14 protein-coding genes are annotated in these 21,128 nt (G+C 56.1%); 9 read left to right on the forward strand and 5 right to left on the reverse strand.

The genetic code is table 11. The features are described 5' to 3' along the window. Nucleotides 1–24 precede the first annotated feature (24 nt). On the reverse strand, nucleotides 25–1,023 hold the full coding sequence (locus ACTNFJ_RS09705) for a glycosyltransferase family 2 protein (RefSeq protein ID WP_435906105.1): 999 nt from the start codon (nucleotides 1,021–1,023) through the stop codon (nucleotides 25–27). 55 nt (nucleotides 1,024–1,078) lie between these two features. On the opposite strand from ACTNFJ_RS09705, the gene ACTNFJ_RS09710 reads away from it, so the two are divergent. Both ACTNFJ_RS09710 and ACTNFJ_RS09715 read left to right on the forward strand, forming a co-directional pair. Further along, entirely contained in the window at nucleotides 1,079–1,837 is a 759-nt protein-coding gene (locus tag ACTNFJ_RS09710; RefSeq protein ID WP_435906106.1) for a glycosyltransferase family 2 protein, read from the forward strand. After that, nucleotides 1,834–2,199, forward strand: coding sequence for a DUF2304 domain-containing protein (locus ACTNFJ_RS09715; RefSeq protein WP_435906107.1), 366 nt, complete (start codon nucleotides 1,834–1,836; stop codon nucleotides 2,197–2,199). Before ACTNFJ_RS09710 ends, ACTNFJ_RS09715 begins: the two co-directional genes overlap by 4 nt. Nucleotides 2,200–2,244: 45 nt before the next feature. On the opposite strand, the gene ACTNFJ_RS09720 is transcribed toward ACTNFJ_RS09715, so the two are convergent. Continuing rightward, the gene (locus tag ACTNFJ_RS09720) at nucleotides 2,245–3,348 is read right to left on the reverse strand and encodes a glycosyltransferase family 4 protein (protein WP_435906108.1); all 1,104 of its coding nucleotides are present in this window, start codon (nucleotides 3,346–3,348) and stop codon (nucleotides 2,245–2,247) included. Nucleotides 3,349–3,591: 243 nt separating this feature from the next. Here ACTNFJ_RS09720 and ACTNFJ_RS09725 point away from each other — a divergent pair, with 243 nt between their 5' ends. The 3 genes from ACTNFJ_RS09725 to ACTNFJ_RS09735 all read left to right on the forward strand — a co-directional run bounded on the left by ACTNFJ_RS09725 (nucleotide 3,592) and on the right by ACTNFJ_RS09735 (nucleotide 7,601). After that, nucleotides 3,592–4,830 (forward strand): lipopolysaccharide biosynthesis protein, encoded by a 1,239-nt coding sequence (locus ACTNFJ_RS09725; RefSeq protein WP_435906109.1) that lies wholly within the window; start codon nucleotides 3,592–3,594, stop codon nucleotides 4,828–4,830. Nucleotides 4,831–4,943: 113 nt separating this feature from the next. Further along, nucleotides 4,944–5,903 carry a glycosyltransferase family protein gene (locus ACTNFJ_RS09730; RefSeq protein WP_435906110.1) on the forward strand — a complete coding sequence of 320 codons (960 nt, stop codon included), beginning with the start codon at nucleotides 4,944–4,946 and terminating at the stop codon, nucleotides 5,901–5,903. Nucleotides 5,904–6,059: 156 nt separating this feature from the next. Further along, the gene (locus ACTNFJ_RS09735) at nucleotides 6,060–7,601 is read left to right on the forward strand and encodes a DUF2142 domain-containing protein (RefSeq protein WP_435906111.1); all 1,542 of its coding nucleotides are present in this window, start codon (nucleotides 6,060–6,062) and stop codon (nucleotides 7,599–7,601) included. Here ACTNFJ_RS09735 and ACTNFJ_RS09740 read toward each other — a convergent pair. Next, nucleotides 7,579–10,065 (reverse strand): glycosyltransferase, encoded by a 2,487-nt coding sequence (locus ACTNFJ_RS09740; protein ID WP_435906112.1) that lies wholly within the window; start codon nucleotides 10,063–10,065, stop codon nucleotides 7,579–7,581. The two genes, ACTNFJ_RS09735 and ACTNFJ_RS09740, sit on opposite strands and share 23 nt — an antisense overlap. A gap of 249 nt (nucleotides 10,066–10,314) precedes the next feature. Between ACTNFJ_RS09740 and ACTNFJ_RS09745 the strand changes: the two genes are divergently transcribed. Next, complete coding sequence (locus tag ACTNFJ_RS09745) at nucleotides 10,315–12,342, forward strand: acyltransferase family protein (protein WP_444711815.1); 2,028 nt, start codon at nucleotides 10,315–10,317, stop codon at nucleotides 12,340–12,342. Between the two features lie 75 nt (nucleotides 12,343–12,417). Here the strand turns inward: ACTNFJ_RS09745 and ACTNFJ_RS09750 are convergent, their stop codons facing one another. Both ACTNFJ_RS09750 and ACTNFJ_RS09755 read right to left on the reverse strand, forming a co-directional pair. Further along, nucleotides 12,418–14,565 carry a hypothetical protein gene (locus tag ACTNFJ_RS09750; RefSeq protein WP_435906114.1) on the reverse strand — a complete coding sequence of 716 codons (2,148 nt, stop codon included), beginning with the start codon at nucleotides 14,563–14,565 and terminating at the stop codon, nucleotides 12,418–12,420. Nucleotides 14,566–14,674: 109 nt separating this feature from the next. After that, nucleotides 14,675–17,308: a rhamnosyltransferase WsaF family glycosyltransferase gene (locus ACTNFJ_RS09755; protein WP_435906115.1), complete on the reverse strand. Its 2,634-nt coding sequence runs from the start codon at nucleotides 17,306–17,308 to the stop codon at nucleotides 14,675–14,677. A gap of 481 nt (nucleotides 17,309–17,789) precedes the next feature. Between ACTNFJ_RS09755 and ACTNFJ_RS09760 the strand changes: the two genes are divergently transcribed. From ACTNFJ_RS09760 to ACTNFJ_RS09770, 3 genes are all read left to right on the forward strand, one after another. After that, a complete protein-coding gene (locus tag ACTNFJ_RS09760; RefSeq protein WP_435906116.1) occupies nucleotides 17,790–18,851 on the forward strand; it encodes a glycosyltransferase family 2 protein in 1,062 nt (353 codons plus the stop codon). Nucleotides 18,852–18,963: 112 nt separating this feature from the next. Further along, nucleotides 18,964–19,893 carry an ABC transporter permease gene (locus ACTNFJ_RS09765; protein ID WP_435906117.1) on the forward strand — a complete coding sequence of 310 codons (930 nt, stop codon included), beginning with the start codon at nucleotides 18,964–18,966 and terminating at the stop codon, nucleotides 19,891–19,893. A 5-nt stretch (nucleotides 19,894–19,898) separates the two neighbouring features. After that, nucleotides 19,899–21,125 (forward strand): ABC transporter ATP-binding protein, encoded by a 1,227-nt coding sequence (locus tag ACTNFJ_RS09770; protein ID WP_435906118.1) that lies wholly within the window; start codon nucleotides 19,899–19,901, stop codon nucleotides 21,123–21,125. Nucleotides 21,126–21,128 lie beyond the last annotated feature (3 nt).

Here is a 21,128-nt window from a genome sequence, read left to right on the forward strand (position 1 = left end):
CGTGAAATGCGCCGGCTTCACCGTCTACACCGGCTGCAGCAGGTTGCGCACGGCATCCTTGAGCCCGGTGCCGTACACCCTGTAGCGACCCAGGCGTATCTGACGCAGGATCGGCACCAGCCGCAACAGTCTCGCCTCGGGGAAAGCCTGGCGGGCGCGCTCAAATGCGAGCTTCTCATCAACCATCGATCGGTACTCGGCTGAGACATTATCGAGCGCGGCGATGCGCGGGGCGAGCGCCTCGGCGCGCAGAAAGAGTCGGCGATTGCGCTCAGTTCGGGGCTGGCGAAACATTCCGAACTTGCGGCTGAAGCTCATCTTGCTCATCCCGACTTCGTTCTTGTCATGCTGCCGGTAATCGGTGAGCGCTTCATCGTGGATCCGCACCCCGTCGTATGCGGCAGCGATCACGGCGAGCCACTCGTCATGCAACCAAGCATCGGGAAATGGTGCGGCGATCCCCGCGAGCGAGCGCCGGAACATGACGGTCGCCCCTGTGGCGAGGTTGCGCCGCATGAACTGCTCAAATGCCCGTCCCTGCTCCACGAGCGCACGCTCGGCCTTACTCATGCCCATGGCTTCGAAGAGGTCGTGCCCCAGGTATGCACCGCTCGCGTCGACCTGACGGGCATTACTGAAGACGAGTTGCACCGCAGGGTCGCCGAACCGGGCGGCGAGCCGTTCGATGCGGCTCGGGTGCCAGACATCGTCTTGGTCACACAGGGCGATCAGGCCACCGGTGCAGTGCGCAATCGCCTGGGCAAAGTTCTGCGTCACCTTCAGCGGCGGATCATTCCGCAGCACAATCAGCTCGGGAGCCGAGCCGTGCGCGATCCGATGCTCGGCGACCGCCCGCTCGACGATCTCGACGGTACGATCCGTCGAAGCGTCGTCAGAGAGCACGATCTCGCTGACAGGGAGCGTCTGCGCGAGAATCGAGGTGATCTGATCGCCGACGAATCGCTCGCCGTTGTGGGTTGCGAGCGCGACGGATACTCTCAGGGGGTGTGTTAGCGGCCTCATCACCGCTCCATTCTCGCTGATTTCCTGGGACGCGCCCTCAACTAGGATGGACGCCATGGTCTATCCCCTCGATCAAGTCCTCATTGTTATGCCTGCTTTCAATGAGTCTGAAGTGATCGCGGAAGTGATTGCCGAGGTGAGGAGTTGCCTGCCTGATGTCACGATTTTGGTTGTTAACGATGGCTCCTCTGATGACACCGCTACAGTAGCGCGCCGCGCTGGCGCAATTGTTGCGGATCTTCCTCACAATCTTGGGGTGGGCGGAGCGGTGCGCTGTGGTTTTCAGTATGCAGTCAGGAACGGTTTCCCTGTCGCTGTTCAGCTGGATTCTGATGGCCAGCACGACCCTCGCAGCGTGCCAGAGTTAGTAGCTCTTTTGCGCGGTGATGGCGCAACCACTAACCCTTCGACTGGTGAAGCCGACATTGTTATTGGGGCACGATTCGCGGGTGTTGGTACCTATGAGGTTCGCGGACCGCGCAAGTGGGCCATGCGTTTGCTCTCGTCGATCCTGAGCCGCACTGTGGGAACAAGATTGAGCGACACGACCTCCGGGTTCAAGGCCCATGGCCCCTTTGCGCTCGAGGTCTTCGCGAACGATTATCCGGCGGAGTACTTGGGGGATACTATCGAGGCTCTGGTGATTGGCAGTCGAGCCGGACTTGTGGTGAGGCAGGTGCCGGTCGAAATGCGAGAACGAGCTGGCGGTACCCCCTCGCACAATCCTCTCAAAGCAGCGGTCTACCTGGCCCGAGCCTTTATGGCACTCCTGATCGCCTATCTGAGGCCCAGTATTTCAAGAGGCACAGCATGAGCGCCATTACCTATATCTTCGGAATTATTTCTGCACTCGTCGTGCTGCTCGTTGTCGGTGACATGCTTCGAAGGGGCAAGTTGCGGGAGCGACACGCAATCTGGTGGTTGTTCGGCGGCGTTTTGGGCCTGATCATCGGTGTCTTTCCGGTCGTACTTGAGTGGGCAGCGAACCTCCTTGGCATTGAGGTACCGACCAATCTCGTGTTCTTTGTCAGTATTGGGCTCCTATTCTTGGTACATATTCAGCAGAGTGCAGAACTCACCTTGCTTGAAGAGCGCAATCGCTCAGTCGCCGAGTCACACGCGCTCCTCGAGATTCGAGTCAGGAACCTCGAAGGTCGTGACTCTGACTCTCTATGAGTGTCCGTCGTGACGCACGAGAACTGATCGCGACAATCTTGAGCGTCATTCAGCGAGCAGTTCCTCACAAATCTCTATGTACTGCTCTGAGCGCTTCGGCCAGGTCCAATCTCCTATGGACTCAGGAGTCGCAAGTGGCGGAGGGCTCGCAAGAAACTGCTTTGCCGAGGATACGAGTGACTCCAGGTCACGACGTTGTGTAATCCAGATAGGTGCACCAACTTCTAGAAGATTCCTTGCTCCGGGAACGGGGTAGGTCAGCACCCGACCCTGCTCTGCAATTGCTTCCAGCAGGGTGGTCTGGAATCCTTCTGAAAGCACTGTTGGGTTGATCAGTGTCGCTCCACGGAGGGCGGACCGAACCTCTCCTGGTGAGACTCGACCGCATACCAAGACGGCATCGTTCAGTTCCAGCCTGCTCACTAGCTCCTTGAGTTCATCCATTCTCGGACCGTCGCCCAGAATCTTTCCACTCACTGGGTAACCTGCAGCTCGAAGTTGGTTAATAAGGCACACAAATTCATTCCAGCCTTTCCCCTCCACAACGCGTCCAACGAAGACAAACTCGGCAGGACGGTCTTGGATGGCTTCGACCAAGACTGCAGGAGGCGTGATCGCGTTGTAGAACACTTGAGCTTCTACCTGCGTTAACCGTCGCACAAAGTTGACGGCTTCTTCTGACACCGCAAGTACCCGTGTCGCGCCTCGAAGGGTCCAGCGCCCAAAGGTGTGATCGACAAGTCTGCTGCCGAGTCGTATAGCGAGTGAGCTGCTGGCGACGTAGTTGCTTCCATGCTCTGTGTGAATCAACGGAAGCTGAACCGCTTTAGCAGCTCTCCACCCAACGAAGCTCATCGGGAAGAACCGCGTGTGTGTTGAGACCAGATCGATGTTCCGCTCGCGCAGCACCTTCGTTATCCGTGTCCGCGTCCCGAGGAGAGGAAAGCCTAAGAGCCCGCCGATCTTGAATCGTTCGCCGAGCGTGAGTACCTCTACTGCACCATCGCGTCTCCAGCCGACCTTTTCTCCCAGGTTCACCACCAGGACGTAGTGTCCTCGCGACGCGAGTTCACTAGCTAGAGCTTCCACATGGGCCTCAAGCCCACCAACACGGGGTGCGTAGTTATTCACGACAAATGCAATTCGCATGGCGTCCCTTCCTGGGGGGGGGTGAACTTGCCCCTTGATTCTAGGGAGCACTGAGCCCCGAGCCAGCCTTGCGGCAGCCGCAAGGCTGAGCGAATGGGCATAAGTTGACTCACCATCCAGCGTCCTTGAACTACAGTAGAGCCGCTGGGGAATGGATCAACCTACATGTGAACGGAACCCATTGAAACTAAATGTCTTGGGAGCTCCGAATGAACCACTCAAGGTCCGGAGGTCCTGGAACCTTTGAGTGATTCAATAGGCGTAAGCGGAGTTCTATCAAGGGCCGCCATTTCCACCGCCGGAATGGCTGTACAGGGTGGCGCTCGGTTTATCTACACGTTGGCGGTTGGCAGGTTGGCAGGCCCAGAAACGCTCGCGGAAGTAAACGCGTTGCTCTCCGTGGCTGTTTTCGCATCATTGTTTTGGCCCGCTCCCGCGGGTACCGCAGCATCTCGCTTCATTCCAGTCCGTGCAATTGCCAGGTCTTCGCTCACTGTGCTCAAACGCAGTTTTCTTATATCTGTAGTCATCTTAAGTGGCGCCGCATCGGTAGCAGCTTGGCTTCTCGGATCATCGATAGCCCAGATTCTCGGGTGCGCAGCGCTTGCAGTTGGCTACTCTGGTTACGTCTTCGTACGAGGAGTGCTGATAGGCGAAGACCGCATTCTCCGAGCAACAATAATTGACACGGTTACGTCTCTTGTTGCTCTCACAGTGTTGATTCTTGTGCTTCTGGGGGATCTGCATTGGGCTCTGCTGTTGCCGCTTGCAGTCGCATATACGCTGTTCGCCGCACTGAGCTGGCCGAGAGGCTCTGTGCCAGTTTCGAGGGAAACAAAGCATGTGGTGCTCGGCTTCACCAGAGATTCGACAATCGCAATGGTGGCCACTGGCGGCCTCCTCCCCGCCGTCTCGATGCTAATTCTGGTCTTTGAAACACCACTGGTTGCAGGCTTTGTGGCTGCTGGGCTCACTCTTGCTACCCCAGCTAACCAACTTTCACAAGCGCTAAGTCAAGTACTCGTGCCCAAGTTCGCGAGCCTCAACGGCCAAAACTCTTCGCAAGTTCAAGCGTTCCAAATGCGCATTTTTCTGCTCTCAGTTCTTGGCTTTGGAGCCGTGTTTGGAGTCCTGATAATCTTCGCAAGGTGGATCCTCACCGTGTTCTATGGAGTGGGATACGAGGATGGCACAGCAGCGATGCAAGTCATTATGGTGGGCATCTTTTTCATGTCAATTATCGCCAGCCCATTAGCATTCCTCATGGCGTCGGGTCGGCAACGTCTCAATGCTGCGATCTGGGCGATTACGCTCATCGTGTCGGTCGCCATCATGGTGTTCCTGGGGCCAGCATTTGGTCAATGGGGAGTGCTCGCTGGCTTCCTAGTTGGGACTATCGGTGGATCGCTTGCCGTCATTGTCGCCGGGCTGGTGATACCTCGATTGCATTTGAGGCGTACTGAATCTGTGAACAAAAGGTGAGCCTTGTGAAAAAAGTTGCCGACGGGGTTGCCGAACACCCCCTGCTCGTGGCGTCTCAGTATGGAAGAGGTGGGAGCAGTACCCGGGTAAGGGTCTACGATTGGCTCGAATACTTGGGAATCAGCCACGTTGAACGCTTCGAGTATCGCGGTGTCTCCTCGAATTCACCCCAGAGTCTCTTGAAAGATCTGCCGGGCAGCATTCGCGCAGAACGCGAACGCTGGCGTCTCGTGCAACGGGCAAAGAACTCAACCACGATTCTGTCTCGTGAGCTTTCGCCCCTAAGCCAGGGTCGAAATGAAGAAAAGCTGTTGAGGAGTGCGCAGCGCGGTGTTTACGATTTCGATGATGCACTGTATGCGAGGTTCCCTGGAACTATCGGTCGCTTCTACTCGCGAAGCAGAGTCTGGAAACGATCTGTATCTGCGGCAGATGTTGTTATTGCGGGCAGCGAAATACTCGCAGAGCGGGCCCAGTTGCACAATCCAAATGTGATTATGATTCCAAGTTGTGTTGATCACACGCAATACCAGGTCAAGTCAGATTTTGAGCAAAGAACGCAGCCACTTGCGGTTTGGATTGGTTCACCGGCTACCGAGCCTTACCTACGTATTGCCCAAGAAGGCCTCATGCTCGCACACGCAGCTACGGGACTGCGGCTCAAGGTGATTAGTGCTGGGTCAGCTTCTCTTGGCCCCCTCGACAAAATCGTCGAGCGCGTTCCTTGGCACCCTTCAACTTATTCAAGCAGTCTTGCGGATGCAGACTTCGGAATCATGCCGCTGCCGAATGATGAATGGTCGCAGGGGAAGTGCGCATACAAATTGCTGCAATACGGCGCGGCGGGAATTCCAGTCGTGGGGAGCCCGGTCGGAGCTAATAAGACTGCGCTCCAGCGGCTCGGTGGCTTCTCCGCTACCAATGACCACGAGTGGCGAGATGTTTTGATCGACCTTGCACGAAGCAGCAGTGTAGATCAGGCGGATCGAGGGAGGGCAGCTCGACTGGGGGTAGCTGAACATTACAGTTTCGAGGCATGGCAAGACAGATGGAAAACAACTGTCCTGCCGTAGAAAAGCCCGCACCTACTTACAGACTCAGCTCCCACGTGGCGTGGCTGTCAGGACATGGCCAACATTGTCATGCCAACATTAGACTTTGGCAAGACCCACGCCAGAACTAAGCGAGTCGGGTCCAGCATCCGAGTTGGCTTCCATGAAAGGACTCCTATGAAGCCCCGATTCCGACGTGCGCTCGGTCCGATCATTGCTGGACTTGCACTTTTCCTATCGCTCGGGGCATGGTCTCTGGCTTCCCCCGTTGGCGCATCACCTGATGATGACTTCCATTTGGCAAGTATCTGGTGTGGCCAAGGAGAACGAGCGGGGCTTTGCGAGGCGGGATCGACCGACACTAAGCGAATGGTGCCGATTAAGGCTGTCACCTCCGCCTGCTACGCACATAATCCTGAAGTCAATGCGAGCTGCCAAGGACCTGAATACCTGGAAAGTGGGTTCGCCCTAACTGAGACAGCGCGACTCAATGCCGGTGATCAGTACCCGCCAGGATACTACTTCGTCACATCCTTTTTTTCTGGAGACAACATTGCCGTTTCCACCGTTACTATCCGTCTAGTTAATTCAGCGCTCTTCTCCGCGCTTCTGGTCGCAGCCTGGTGCCTATTGCCAGCACGGTTTCGATTTACTCTTGCGGGAAGCGTTGCGCTCACGTTTGTGCCGCTTGGTCTCTTTCTGATCGGTTCCATCAACCCGAGCAGCTGGGCTCTGATGTCTGGGGCCCTCATACTTCCTTCACTCCTTGGCTATTATCACGCCACCGGTTGGAGACGGGCAGCGCTCGGGGGGCTCGCGGCAGTTTCTGCTCTGCTTGCTTTCAACTCTCGCGGTGATAGCTCTGCCTATGTTGTGATTGCTGTTCTCGCTGCCAGTGTGCTTGCCTTCCGCCCGGTCAAGGGATTCTGGCTTCGTGCAGTTCTACCTGCTGCGCTACTGCTCGCCGCCGTCATTGCCTTCCTGAGCGCAGGCCAAACCGGCCTCGCTATCAATGGCGATATGACGACTTATGACGTGCCGGAGAACTCGGCACTCCCCCCAAAGTCCGTACTCACCGTTCTCAATATCCTGCTCTTGCCTAATCTGTGGGCCGGCATCTTTGGACAGAGCTGGGGGTTGGGTTGGCTCGATACGCCGATTTATGCGATTGTCCCGGCTACGGGTATCTTTCTCTTCGCTGGCATCATGTTCGCAAGCCTTAAGTGGATTTCTTGGCGCCGAGTGCTCGCGTTACTCGGAATCGGTACCGCCCTGGTAGTTGTGCCGGTTTATGTACTCGTGCAGGCTGGATCGCTTGTTGGATCAGAGGTCCAACCCCGCTACGTTCTTCCGCTGATCACCATGTTTATCGCAGCGGCTATTGCTCCGAGCAGTGACACACATGCGGAGGCGCATTCCGGTCTTGTGGTGAGTCGAGTGCAACTGGCCCTCATTGCATTCGGATTGGCGTGCGCACAGTCCATCTCGCTGTTTTCGAATCTGCATCGATACGTGACCTCAGGATCTTACAATTTGGATGCAGCTGCCGAATGGTGGTGGCTCGCTGGGCCGTCCCCGTTCACGGTACTTGCAATCGGGTCCCTGGCCTTTGTGGTCCTGATGGCGATATTTGCCGTAGGGACTTGGCAATCGATGCCTGTGTCCGCCCGAGCCGGAGAGAAAAATAGGTGCCTGTCTACTTCCCGAGCCGTTGTTTGACCTTGCCCATCACGGCGCCTGGCCCCTGACGAACCAGCAGAAGTGAGGCGCGACGGACATCTTCAATGATTCCGTTCTGCCCAGCGGGACGCCGACGCTTCGCGCCCTTCGCTGTCGCGCGGGCGTCGAGCCGCACCTCGCCCCGTTGAATCCGGTCGGCCGCAAAGTGCGCGTCGTTGACGAAGCTAACCAGCGGAGCGAAGACCGATCCCCACTCATATCCGGTGCGAACCTGAGCAATGGCGCGTTCAGCGCGCTCGATCTCACCCTCGACGAACAGCATCTCCTCAATGGCCGCAGCAAGAGCGTCCGTGTCCTCCGCGGGCACCACTCTTCCGAGGCCATGATCCTCAACGAGCTCGGCGAAGTGATCGCCCTCCGTGACCACCATTGGCAGGCTCGCCCAGAGATAGTCGAGGATTCGAGTGCGGAAGCTGAATGTAGTCTCAATGTGCGAATGATGCGTGCTCACGCCGAGGTCGGCTTCGACTAGGTAGTTTTCGCGATCCGCATAATCAACCCAGGAACTGTTAAAAAAGACGTTAGTGTCAGCGACACCCAACTCGACGGCAAGCGCACGAGAATCAGCGACGATCTTCATCTCCGGCACACCGGGGTGCGGGTGCTTGGTTCCCAGAAAGTAGAGCTTAACCTCAGGGTGGCTCTGCGCGACCTTCGCGACCGCACGAATGAGAGTGAGCGGATCAAACCAGTTGTAGAGACCGCCGCTCCACAGCAGTAGCTTGTCGTCGGTTCCGATACCCGGGTGCACGCCTTTCAGTACTCTTTTCTCATGCACAGGAGCCTCGCGTTCAAGCCCGAACGGAACCACGCTAATGAGGCCTGTGAGGTCGGGATCGTCCGCGTAATTTGCAGGATTCACCCGGCCGAGCGCCGCTAACTGTCCTAGATAGAAATGCCTCTGTCGTTCCGAAGCGCAGAGAAAGAAATCACCGCGGGCCAGTTGCTCGTTGAGAACCGTCGTTGCGTCAGCTGTGGCGCGAGTCCACGCTTCCTCGCCCTGAGGGCGGCCCTGCTCGAGCTGCTCCAGATGCATGGGGTCGTAAATGTCGACCACAAGAATTTTCTGTGTCTTGCGGATCGCCGGGAACAGCGCCATCGCGAGGCCCTGAAAGATAATCACGTCTGCCCATTGCTCATGGGCGCTCATGGCGCGATTGTCGCCCGGCTTCACGGTGTCGAGGACAAAATCTGCTGCAATCGGCTCATGCCCTTCAAGGGTGACGAGACGGACGTCATTGCCGACCGAAAGCGCCTCAGCCATGTGCCAGGCACGGATCGCGGGACCCGCCATTTTCACGCCAATAGGATCACCAGTGATGATGAGGACATTGGTGCGCTCTGGTCCGTCAAGAACATCAAAGTTGTCAATGATGTTTTGGTAACCGTGGAGAAAATGTGCCCCTGTGAACGACGGCGCATTGGTCTCGGCGAAAAGACGGCGCACCACGTGCTCGCCCGTAACGCGAGTCGTCTGAATCTCTCGGCGAGACTCCGAGAGCGATGGGAGATTCTGCACGAACTGGTCGATAGCGAACAGCGTCGCGATGGTGTCTTTCGAGATCGACTCTGCTCTATTGTCGTCATCTGAAGTCTTACGGATGTCATAGGCGGTCGAGTCAAGTTCCGCGCGCGCGACTCCGCGTCTAACGGCGAGCAATAACGTCGCCGCGAGTGCCGCATCGACCGTCTCGCTGCCCATGTTCTTGTAGAGCGTGTAAAGGGCGTTTCGTTCGAGGAGGTAAGTCTCCTTGTGTGCACCGAGCTTACCCATACTGGCGTGGTGCTTGTGAAATGCCAGGGATGCAGGTTCGTATGCGTAACGGTAGCCCTTGAGATTAAGGCGCCAACCGAGGTCCACATCCTCGAAGAACATGAAGTAACGTTCATCGAAGCCGCCGAGCTCCTCATACACGTCTCTGCGCACGAACATCGCGGAACCGGTACCAAATAGCACGTCGTGCGGAACGTCGGGCTTGTCGGGAACCTCGAGGCCGGTGTGTGGCTTGTACCCCATGCCGAACCAAGTGAGTCCCGCGCCAATGAAATCGACGTTCTTGCCATCCCAATCGAGAACTCGGCTGGCCACGGCGCCTATACGGGGAGACTCAGTGAAACGAGCGACAGCGTTGCTCACCCAATCTGGATCTGGCCGCGCGTCGTTGTTGAGGAATGCAATAATCTGTCCTTGGCTTTTATTGGCACCAAGATTGCAGCCCCCGGCGAAGCCGAGGTTCTTCTTCGATTCCACGAGGACGACGTGCGGGGCTACAGCCCGGATCTTAGCGGCGCTCTCGTCACCGGACGCGTTTTCGACAACCAAGATCTCGAGCTCTTCGGTCGGCCAGTTGAGCTGGTTAAGATACCGAATCGCTTCGATTGTGTCCTCGGCCCCGCGAAAATTCACCAGAACCACGGATACTAGCGGTTTCTTCGGTTCCATTCTTTCCAAGTTCCTCACGCAAGATCTTCGATTGCGGTCGGGGCTGCCGCTCATGCCATCGTAGCTGCTCCACGACCTAAGCCGGTGGACCCCCCCGGTGGACGCCATCCACGATGAGTTCTTACAGGTTCGCTCCGTTTAGAATCGTGGTTACGTCTTTTTCAGGGAACAATTGAGGCAAGTCTGTTGAATACTCCACGGCCGGGATACATCCCTGAGATCCAGGGACTCCGGACCATCGCCCTACTCATGGTGGCTACGTTCCATGTGTGGTTCGGCAAGGTCTCAGGCGGTGTAGATGTATTCCTTCTTGTCTCCGCATACTTAATGACCCGTTCCCTTGTCGCTCGAAGTGAGAAAGGAACACTCACTCGCCCCCTCTCATACCTCATCCGCAAGTTTTCACGACTCCTCCCTGCTGCAGTTGCTGCAATCACTCTCATACTGATCGGCGCATTCGTTTTCTTGCCTGTGAGCGAGTGGCGGCTCTCACTCGACGCAGCGCTCAGCTCACTTTTTTATGTTGAGAACCTGAGGCTGCAGGATGCCACCGTCGATTACTTCAACGCTGAACACTCCTCAGCCAGTCCATTTCAACATTTCTGGTCGCTTTCAGTGCAAGGACAGGTGTTCATACTGTTCGCCGCTCTTCACTTCATCGGTGATGTGTTGGCCAGGTATCTTGGGTTCTCAGTGCGAAAAACGTTGCTCGGGCTATTCGCGACACTCGCGCTTGGCTCTTTCGCCTATTCAGTGTGGCTTACAGACCAGAATCAGGCATTCGCTTACTTCGACACCGGTGCAAGGATCTGGGAGCTTGCTGTCGGGTCGGTCTTGGCACTCATTCACCCTTGGTTGCGCATCTCCCAAGGCTTCCGCACAGTCGCCTCCTGGCTTGGCGTCATCGCAATACTTGCCTGCGGTTTTGTACTTCCTGTCGATTCAAGCTTCCCGGGCTGGGCTGCGCTGTGGCCCATCACAGCGGCAGCGCTCGTAATCATTTCCGCTGGGCCACCCACTAGATTCGGCGCCGATCGACTGCTCGCCCATGGCATCCTCAACAAACTGGGCGGCTACACCTATGCGCTCTATCTCACACATTGGCCCGTGCTCGTATTTTTTCTCTGGACAACCGGAACCGAGCAAGCGAATTGGCAACAAGGGTTCGTTATCCTCCTTGTTTCTGGAGTGCTGAGCTTCCTGATCAGTCGCTGCATCGAACAGCCCGTAGCCACATGGCTCAAACGCGATCAGGCACCTCGCTTGCGGTGGCTTCCACAGGTGGGTTGGCGGAGCCCTTTGGTCTTACTCGCAAGTATCAGCCTTATTCTGAGCGCTACAAGTGTAGGTACGACAATGCTTGATCAAAGAACTCAGAAAGCAATCGTTGCGCTCCAGGAAATCAACATCTCGCAGCTTGGAGCCAACGCCGGTTCATCACCCGGTCTCACTGTAGATCCGGTGCCGGCAGAACCGCTTGTCGAAGGCGACTGGGTGGAAATGGGTGAAGACTGCTACGAAGATGACCCATATCGTTCGGCACTATGCTATGAAATTCCTCCTACCGAGGGCGAAGCGGTGCACTCGCTCTACGCAATTGGCAGCTCACACTCAACACAGTTCAACGGTGCGCTTCTTGAAGCCGTGAATCGACATCCAGAATGGCTTTTCCGAACTCAAGTCGCACCCGCCTGCTATTACTCCACTCAGATAGAGACCGGAGAACACTGCATTGAACTATGGCTTCAGGCTACGGCGTACATTGCGGCAGAAAAACCTGACCTAGTGGTGATGTTCGGCACGCAATCACACCTTGACTACGAACTCATTCAACCTGAGCTACTTGGCTGGTTGCAAGAAGTCATGGCTACCTCACCGCAGACGCATTTCGTCGTGCTGCGAGACAATCCACGCATCCCCTTTTCGCTTTTTGAGTGTGCCACGCGGCATGGCTACGATAGTGACAAGTGTGTGTTCCGCTATGAGACTTCCACGGATCCTGAGTACATCGCAGCAATCGAGCAGACCGGAGCAACCTGGGTAGATCTGAACGGTCACATCTGTCCCAACCGTGAATGCAGGCCCTCACTGGGCGGTGTTGTCACCTACTTCGACGAAGGCCACCTCACAGGAACTTTCACCCGCACACTCGCACAAAAATTCTCTGAATCGGTCTCCAGTGTTGTGGACTGGTGGCCCGAGCGAGTCTACGAGGAGGGCGAGTTCATAGACCGCGCCAACAACTCCGATACGCTCAGTGACTTGAACCAACTGTAGGTTTTCGGCTACTCGCTTCATCCGATGAGTATTATCGCCAGTCTCCAAGAGCTGACTTCACGAGCGTCGATCCATCTACCAGGTGCGGCAGCCTAATAGTGGGTTGGTGTCTCCCGGACCGATATTGATAGCGTACGCGCAGTAGCTCCCCCGGCCGCCTATCGGGAAGGAGAAGCCATGATTGGGTCCGGCACTCGGATACGCAGCCCCAACATCAGGCCGAGCCTGGTCAGCAGTGTAAGAGCCATACCAACGGTCGTTCAGATACACGTGAACCTGAACTGGACCTGTAGTGTCAGGGTCAATGGTCCACCCATTTGCGACGATAGTTTGGTCTGGTCCCTCGGAAATCGAATCGAACGTTCCGATCGGGTTCGCGGATGTGGTGACTACTCGATGACAACCGAGCTGCGTGTTCGAGCTGCCAAATACATCGATGCCATATACACAGATATTGTTTTGGCCCGGTTGTAGTCCACGCAGTTGCAGGCTAAAGCCGTGCAACGGCCCAAAAGCGGGATGAACACGACCCACATCTGGCCGATGCTGATCAGCCAGGTAGGCACCCGCCCAACGACCGTTTGCGTATACGTGAATCGATATCGGGTCTTTTGTGTCCGGATCCACAGCCCACCCAGCAATGTCAACGCCACCGAAAACCGGCCTCGCTGTCTCAAAGTTCCCAAACGGTGGGCCCTCAGTAGCTAGAACTCGGCAACCGAGGAAAGTGTTCCCCGCGCCTTGCTTATCAATCGCATATAGGCAGAGTTGCTCCCCTGCGCGACCCGCAGGAATCTCAAAATTGAAGCCGTTCTGCGATCCGAATTCTGGGTAGACCCGCTGAACATCAACCCGAGCAACACCTGTTGTGGTGCTGCCGGCCCACCTACCTTGAGGGTATGGAGCCCCTGAGTAAGCATGAACGTCAACCGTACCCACGTAGTCGGGATCAATCACCCAGCCCCGTGCCTTTGGCTTGCCTTCGACCACTGTGAACGCTTCAAAGTTGCCGGTGGGGCTGCCTGTTATCGGTGCTGCCTGCGGGCACCCGAGCAAACGCGTTGAGCCACGACCCACGTTGATTGCGTATATACACACGGCTGTTGGAGCGGAGAGCCCAGTTAGCCGGATACTGAACCCGTGAGCGGCCCCGTACGAAGGATACTTATTCGCGACAGTGGAATTATCTAGATTCGCGAGCTGCGATCCACCCCAGGCGCCACCGCTACCGTATTGACCGCCAATGTAATAGTGGATCTGAATCGGAGCTGTTGTCTCAGGATCAAACGCATACCCAGAAATTGTTGATTGCCTAAGCCCCGGCAATACAGACTCGATACTTCCAACGGGGCTGAGATCCGGCCCGGTGGTGGGACCGAACCAATTCGTATAGAAGCGATAGAAATTTCGATTACCGTACGAAGAACAGGCATCGCCGGTACCCCAACCGGCATCTAGAGCCGCCTGATTGGGACGATAGGGCGTGTAAATGTAGAGTGCTGCCGTGGCCCAGTTCTCGATGTAAACCTGCGAGGTGCCACATGATGTATTCGGATGCCACTGAATCGTGTTAGTCGCAAAGGGCTTGTAATTGTATCGATCACCATGTACCCGATAGACCTTCAGCTGCCACGCCGCGAAGTACACTTGCGCAAGGAAACCAAAATACTCGGGATTACAGTTCGCGCTTCCCCCGGGACCACTGTCTGGGCAGTAGTAACCGGTTGCCACGTCGAATTGACGAACCGTGGGCCATGAGTCAGTGACCAAGCTTTGTTCTTTTTCGAGAGTGATGAGGAGCACTCGCTGGCTTATTCCGCATGCTGCTCCCACCTTTGCGATAATCTGCGCGGCAGTCTCGTTCGCAGCGCCGGGGTAGGCACCACAGAAACTGTTCGCTGGCCTAGACGGCGTGTTTGACACCGAGTAATCCCGCAGGCACTTGTCGGCGATACTCGTGCTTCCCCAAGCCATCCCCGCGGTGCGGCCAGGGTCGCCGATCGTACAGCGGGGTACCCGGAGATTCAAGAAATTCTGAACTTCCGTGGCGTTCATCGCATCGCCCTGATAGAAGAGGCCATCGCTGATAATGTTTCCTGGATTGAAACCCGGGGTAGAGGCATCAGCTCCTTCTGGAGCAATTGAAAAGAGGCCTACTCCTGCAACGAGTGCGAATACAAGGAGGACCGCGATCTTCGCCCTTGCGCTAAACACACTAATCACTGCTAAAGTTTCCTGCCCTTGGCGACCTCATGTTGATCGACCGTGTGACGATTCTAGGCCACTTGAGGCAGGCTCAGAGAATTGAAATGCTGCGTGTCCACCGATTGTTTCAGGAAGGGTCGCAAAGATACGAGTAGACCTCATTGAGCGCGGCGTCCCAATCGGAGTGAGCTTCATCAATAGTTTGCAATCCACCAGACCCGAGGCGGTTACGTCTCTCTGCGTCTTCTACCAGAGCAGAAATCTGCTCGGTGAGGTCATCGATCGATCTCATTACTGTCGCGCTGTTGCGATCGTCGCGGAACAACCATTTGAACCACTCGCTGTCAGGCGAGACCATGGTCACCCCACTCGCCATGAGCTCAAGTGGAAGGTAAGACGGGTGACGCGAGATTTGCATGGTGACACCGATATCAGTCTCACGATATATGGCTCCTGTAGCCCTGTAGTCCATGAGTCCCAAATCGACAAAATCAGCGGTCTCCGGGAGATACCGCGCTCCGGCAGTGATAATTCTGACCTTACGACCATGCTGAGACTTGACTCGCGTGAGAGCCTCGCAAACAAGTTCCCAGCAGTTTCGGAAATGATCTCGCGCGTAGGCGAAGATTGTAACGAAGTCTCTATCTGGGTGCTCTGCACCATCGATGGGGAAATATATGTCCCTGTCCACCGATGGGGTGAAATACATCCCCTGCCCCTTGTAAGCATTTACGTAAGTCTCGTACATGCTCTTGGTGTTGCATATTCCGTAGAGGCCATAGCGGTATGACTCTTCCGCAAGCGCGAACATGGTACTAGCTGGATAGAACTCAGGCTCGAAGTCTTGCACGAGATAGAAGTTCCGGGGAGCACACATCGCTTTGACCACGTGCGTCGCTGTGAGCCAGAGTGTCGAAACAGCCGCATCAGCGCCGGGAATCGCGGCGATACTCTCATCACTCCCGTTATAGAACACGAACTCGGAATCTGCTCCGAGCCCGGCGAATGCGGCATCGAGCGCACTTCGATAGAAGACCTCATGAGGGTTTCCGAGGATCACGAACCGATTACGCACACCTTTTTCGCGTCGAAGCTTGTCCGCGATTCGGAAAGCCGTGTTCAAACCTCCGAAAAATGGCATATCGATTTCTGGAATAAACCAGTTTACCGTCTCCACCTGCCGCGGACCCTGGTGTTCTGCATGAGAAGCCCTGAGCGCATTCACCTGGCTTCGACTCGCGGAACCTGTCTCAAGAAGTCCGACCGCCTCCTCGGATATGTTTGCACGCTGCACGTGTCTAAGTACCGGGCGTCCTAGCCCCTCAAGAGCGACATCCGCGGGGTTTGGCTCGCCTCTCATTGCGAGCTTCGGGATGGCGCTAGCACGCGACACGTTGGGAGACACGTAGGGATCCCCGTTGCGGAGCCATGGACTGTATCGCCAGTAGCTTGCGTAAAGATCAGCCTCTGGAACGCTGCCACCACGGGTCAAGGACTCATAGTGCCTGACCCGATCGAATGGAAGAACCAGATTTCGCCGACCCCGGAGAACTTGGTCGAGACCAAGGACGACGTCACTGCCCATGAGCTCGAATCGCTCATCAAAACCGCCGACCTCGTCGAAATTCCCGCGCGTGATTGCTGCACAGGCTCCGGTGACAGCGAGCGAATTTCGATACCAGGCGGTGGGACCGATCAGGGTTTCGGAGTCCGGTTTGAGTCCCGAGAATAGATTGTCAGCGAACCCGCCTGGGCCAATGACGACTCCGGCATGCTGAATTCGACCGTTTCCCTCGAGAAGCTGATAACCCACGAGTCCGATACCAGGCCGAAGGACGTGAGACACCATCAGTTCGAGCCAGTCGGAGCGCATGACCTGGGTGTCATCGTTCAGGAAAACAAGAACTTCTCCAGTTGCAACGCTTGCACCATGGTTGTTAACACGGTTGTAATTAAACGGGGCCTCTGTCCACCATTCGACCCGGTAGTCGGCTCCATCGAATAACTCTTCATACCAATTCTCGTTATCTTCGGAATACCCTCCGTTATCAACAACTACAAGTTCGAAGTCAGGATACGCGGTTCTCTTTAAACTCTCGACCAACCGCTTCATATTGCCGCGCGAGTGCCTCGTCGGTATAACAATCGACACCCTCGGCCGACTAGTCCCAAAGACAACTCTCAACGACTTCCGCTCTGGAGTGACATCTGCCTCGACCCCGTGAGCGGCTAAGCGAGACCGAACCATCTCAGCGTCAGCGAGGTCGGGCGAGCGATAGCGATCCGATCTCGTTTCACTCATGAGCACACGGGAGACATGATCCACAGTGCAGTTGCGGAGCGAGGCTTCCAGAAGCGCTTCCCATAATCCACGTTCTGAGACGGTGATCCCTCCTATGCCAGCAAGCCATTCACCGGAGAATGCTGCGGCGCGCCCGACGTAGTTATTTCCGAGCAACACCTCTGGCGACCATTCAGGGCGAAAGAGGGGCGACTCTCTTTCACCAGAGGTCCCGATCAGATCAGAGTCAAAACTGATGACCTTAGCTGCGGGGTTCTGGAAGTGCTTCAGGGCAATTGAGGAAAGCCCGCCATCGGCAAAGACTGTGGCTTCTCGAAGTACGAGGACCAGATCGTATTCAGCCAGCTGCGGGCCAGACAATCGAGCCCCCGCTATCAGGTGCAGCACCTCGACATTAAGCCTCTCCTCCGGCAACACTTCTGGGTAGGCCACTCCTGCGCCGGTCTGCTCTTCAACCACAAGTAATAAGCGAGTGAGTGGACGGGCACCGCTGTAACGTGGGCAACCCTGCTCAAAATCACGAAGCCATCTCGAATACGGGGTCGTCCCTGTTTCCATCACACGCGTGACAACCTGCGAAAAGGCCGCTCGGGCCCGTCGCCGAGCTTGCATCGTCAGATGCAATGTCCTTGAGCCTGTCTTGCGGACGAATGATCCCTCCGGCAAGGAATCGCGAAGCCCTGTCAAAATCATGTTTCGGACCGAAGTCACGGATCAAGCTCCCTAGGTCGGCTCTGTGCTCGAATTGCGGGCGAAGCCTGGGTCACACGAGACGAGATTATCTCAATCCGACAGGACCCGAAGTTGCCCTCATAGTTGACAAGTATACGAGCGGACAAAGATATAGTTGACGAACATTAGGGAAGCCATTTTGAGCGGCCGGCGATGGCGATAACCACAGTGCCTTGCTGACACGATTCACTTAGGATTTTGGGTACTGATGAAGCTAGCTTTGACCATGATGGTGCGCGATGAAGCCGACATCGTCGGCGCGATGCTCGAGCACCACTTTGCGCAGGGTGTTTCTCAGGCAATCGTTACGGACAACGGCTCCATAGACGGCACCTGGAAGATTCTCGAAAAACTCTCGCATCGTTACCCTCTGGACCTCAGGCAGGATCCCGTACACCGAAAACAGCAAAGTGATGTCGTCACTCAGATGGCGCGCGAAGCTCACACCAGATATGGTGCCGACTGGGTCATTAACGCTGACGCCGATGAATTTTGGTTGTGTCTAGACCGGAATCGAACGCTAGTTGATGTCTTTTCTGATATCGACAAGGCTCTGCAGTCATTCGCCGTCCCAGTGCATGACATGACAGGACCCCCTGCACTTCGCGGGACTGGACTGCAACGATTAATACTCCGGGACCCTCGAACGAGTGATGAGTTAGAAGCAGCCGGCTTATTAGCGCCGTCCACTCCCAACGCAGCCCACATAGGTTCGCCAGACATTGTCGTGGCACAGGGCAATCACTTCGTTAGCCTGGAGAGCCGCGGCAATCCACCCGTTGAGCTCTCTCTCGAAGTGCTGCATTTCCCATGGCGCTCTTGGCATCAGTTCGCGAGAAAAGTCGCAAACGCAGGCCGCGCCTATCGCGCCAATCCGGAACTAAAGCCGAGCCCGAATCATCATGGAATGCGTGATTTCCGCCGTTACGAGGCAGGCGAACTACTGCCGCACTACGCTGCTCGTAGCCTGGACGCAATGAAAAGCGACGTAGAATTGAGGTCCCGAGCAACGCTCGATCGCGCGATCGCCGAAACGCGGGAGTCACCTGTCGCTGACAGAAGTCTGAAGCCAGAAGAATGGCGCGTGCTTCGCGAGCTCGGCCAGGTATTGATCGATCTTGAGCGCACCCAGCGGGCTCTAAGTATAACAACAAACGAGCACTCTGGGTTTCTCGAGGCAAAGGCCACGGGTCTTAGGCTTCGCAGCCATTACCTTCGGACTTATGCTCCAAGGCGTGTTCGTCGACTACTCGAGACTAATCCTTACTAGAAAAGGGGAGTCCGCGAAGATCCGGTTGCTCTAGATAAGGTATGGTAAGTGAGTTTCCCGGTCTACCAGTACGTCTCTGTAGGGCGGTTTGAAGCGCCGCTAGAGGAGGATCATGAATCGCGCTGAACGACTTGAGGCACTCTCTCGCGCATCATTCACCACCATCGGCGTCTCCGTCGAATCTGGGAAGTCGCATGCGAGATACAGAGGATTTTTCAGTTCTACTCGTGAGATCGTCACCAACCGGAGCATGCTCAGCCTGTTGGTGCGCCGAGATATTAAGTCGCGCTACAAAGACAGCTCGCTAGGACTTATCTGGACGCTGATTAAGCCGCTCACCCAGCTCGCGATCTACTTCGTTGTGGTCGGCAAGTTCCTCGGTGCTGAGCGCGGTATTCCTGATTTCGCTATCTATATCTTCACTGGACTCACCGCCTACGGTCTTTTTTCAGAAATTGTCTCGGGCGGCACCGGTTCCATCCTGAACAACGCGGGGTTGGTGAAGAAGGTGTATGTTCCCCGCGAATTGTTCCCACTCGCCGCAACCGGTACGGCTCTGTTCAACTTCATGATACAGTTGTTTGTTCTCTTCGGGATCGTCCTCTTGTCTGGAAACTTCCGCTTGAGCTGGAATCTCATCTACCTTCTGCCCGCGGTCATCACGTTGGTGAGTTTTGGGCTGGCTCTCGCCCTCCTCTTCTCGGCATGGTTCGTCTACTTGCGTGACATTGGCTACTTCGTCGAGATCGCAGTGATGGTACTCATGTGGGCTTCACCTATCCTCTATTCCTGGGGCATGGTGCGAGACGTAGTCACGAGCGCAGGGATCCCGTGGTTGCTTGAGATCTACACAGCTAACCCTGTGACCCTATCGGTGCTCGGCTTCCAGGAGGCGATCTGGGGAACCACCGATCGCGGTCTCCCTATTCCCGATCACCTGATGGTTCAACTCAGCATTGCGGCCGCTGCCGGTCTGCTGTGCGTTATCGGCGCGCAGCGCATCTTCACCAGGCTGCAAGGCAACTTCGCGCAGGAGCTCTAACCACAATGTCACCACTTCACGAAGCGTCCGATGACGCGCCGATCGTCATCAAAGCAGATCGCGTCACTAAACACTTCATGCTTCGACGCGACAACTCCCTCAAGGACCGGCTGCTTTCTTTCCGCGCAGGCCGGCAAAACCGTGAAGAATTCACTGCACTCGACGACGTCAGTGTCGAGGTCAAAGCAGGGCACACAGTTGCTTTGATTGGGCACAACGGCTCTGGCAAGAGCACCATGTTGAAAGTGATCGGAGGGATCCTTGACCCTTCTTCTGGCATGATCTCTAGCCGGGGTCGCATTGCGGCACTGCTCGAACTCGGAGCTGGCTTCCATCCCGATCTGAGTGGCCGCGACAACGTATTTCTCAATGCCTCGCTTCTCGGAATGAGCCGAGCGGAGACTGATGCCGTATTCAACGATATCGTGGCTTTCGCTGAACTCGAGGACTTCATCGACACCCAGGTGAAGTTTTATTCATCCGGCATGTATGTACGTCTGGCATTTGCAGTTGCAATCCACACTGACCCCGACATTCTGTTGGTCGATGAGGTACTTGCGGTCGGTGACGAAGCGTTTCAGCGCAAATGCATGGACGCGATCCGGCGGTTCCAAGCGGCAGGCGGAACCATCCTGCTTGTCACTCATAACCTCGGGCAAGTACTCGAGCTGAGTGATAGCGCAGTGCTGCTCCATCACGGCAAGCTCGTGTACCAGGGCGACCCACGTGAAGCGGTGACCAGGTTCCGCGATCTCTTGGAGGAGCGACGAGTAGAGCATGAGCAGGCGGTTGCAGGCTTGAGGGCGGACACTTCTGACTCACAAGCCCCAATCGAGATTCGAGCCCGCTGCTTCGCCAGGCACCGGGAGGCCCGCGAACCGCTCACCCTCGGAGATACTCTGTGTGTTGAAATCGAGCTGGAGGGTAACGTCCGAGATGTAGATTGGATGCTGTCAATCCAGATCGACAACCCCATGGGCCTACGCGTGTTCGGCGCCGCGAACGATCTTATTGATCTCCCTCTTTCGCCTTTCTCTGACACAGCGTCATTTCGATTCACAATTGAAAATACGTGTTTCGGGGAAGGCAAGTACTTTGTTAACGTCTCAGTACTTGACGGCGGAGGTCAGCACCTTAAGGATGCTGTTCAAGCTGCTTCTTTCAACGTGATTTCACCACGAACGAGCCGCGGTGCCATTTCAATGAAATACTCACTCGACCGGATTGCGTAGCTT

The sequence above is a fragment of the Leucobacter shiyiweii genome (assembly GCF_052446065.1).
Taxonomy (GTDB): domain Bacteria; phylum Actinomycetota; class Actinomycetes; order Actinomycetales; family Microbacteriaceae; genus Leucobacter.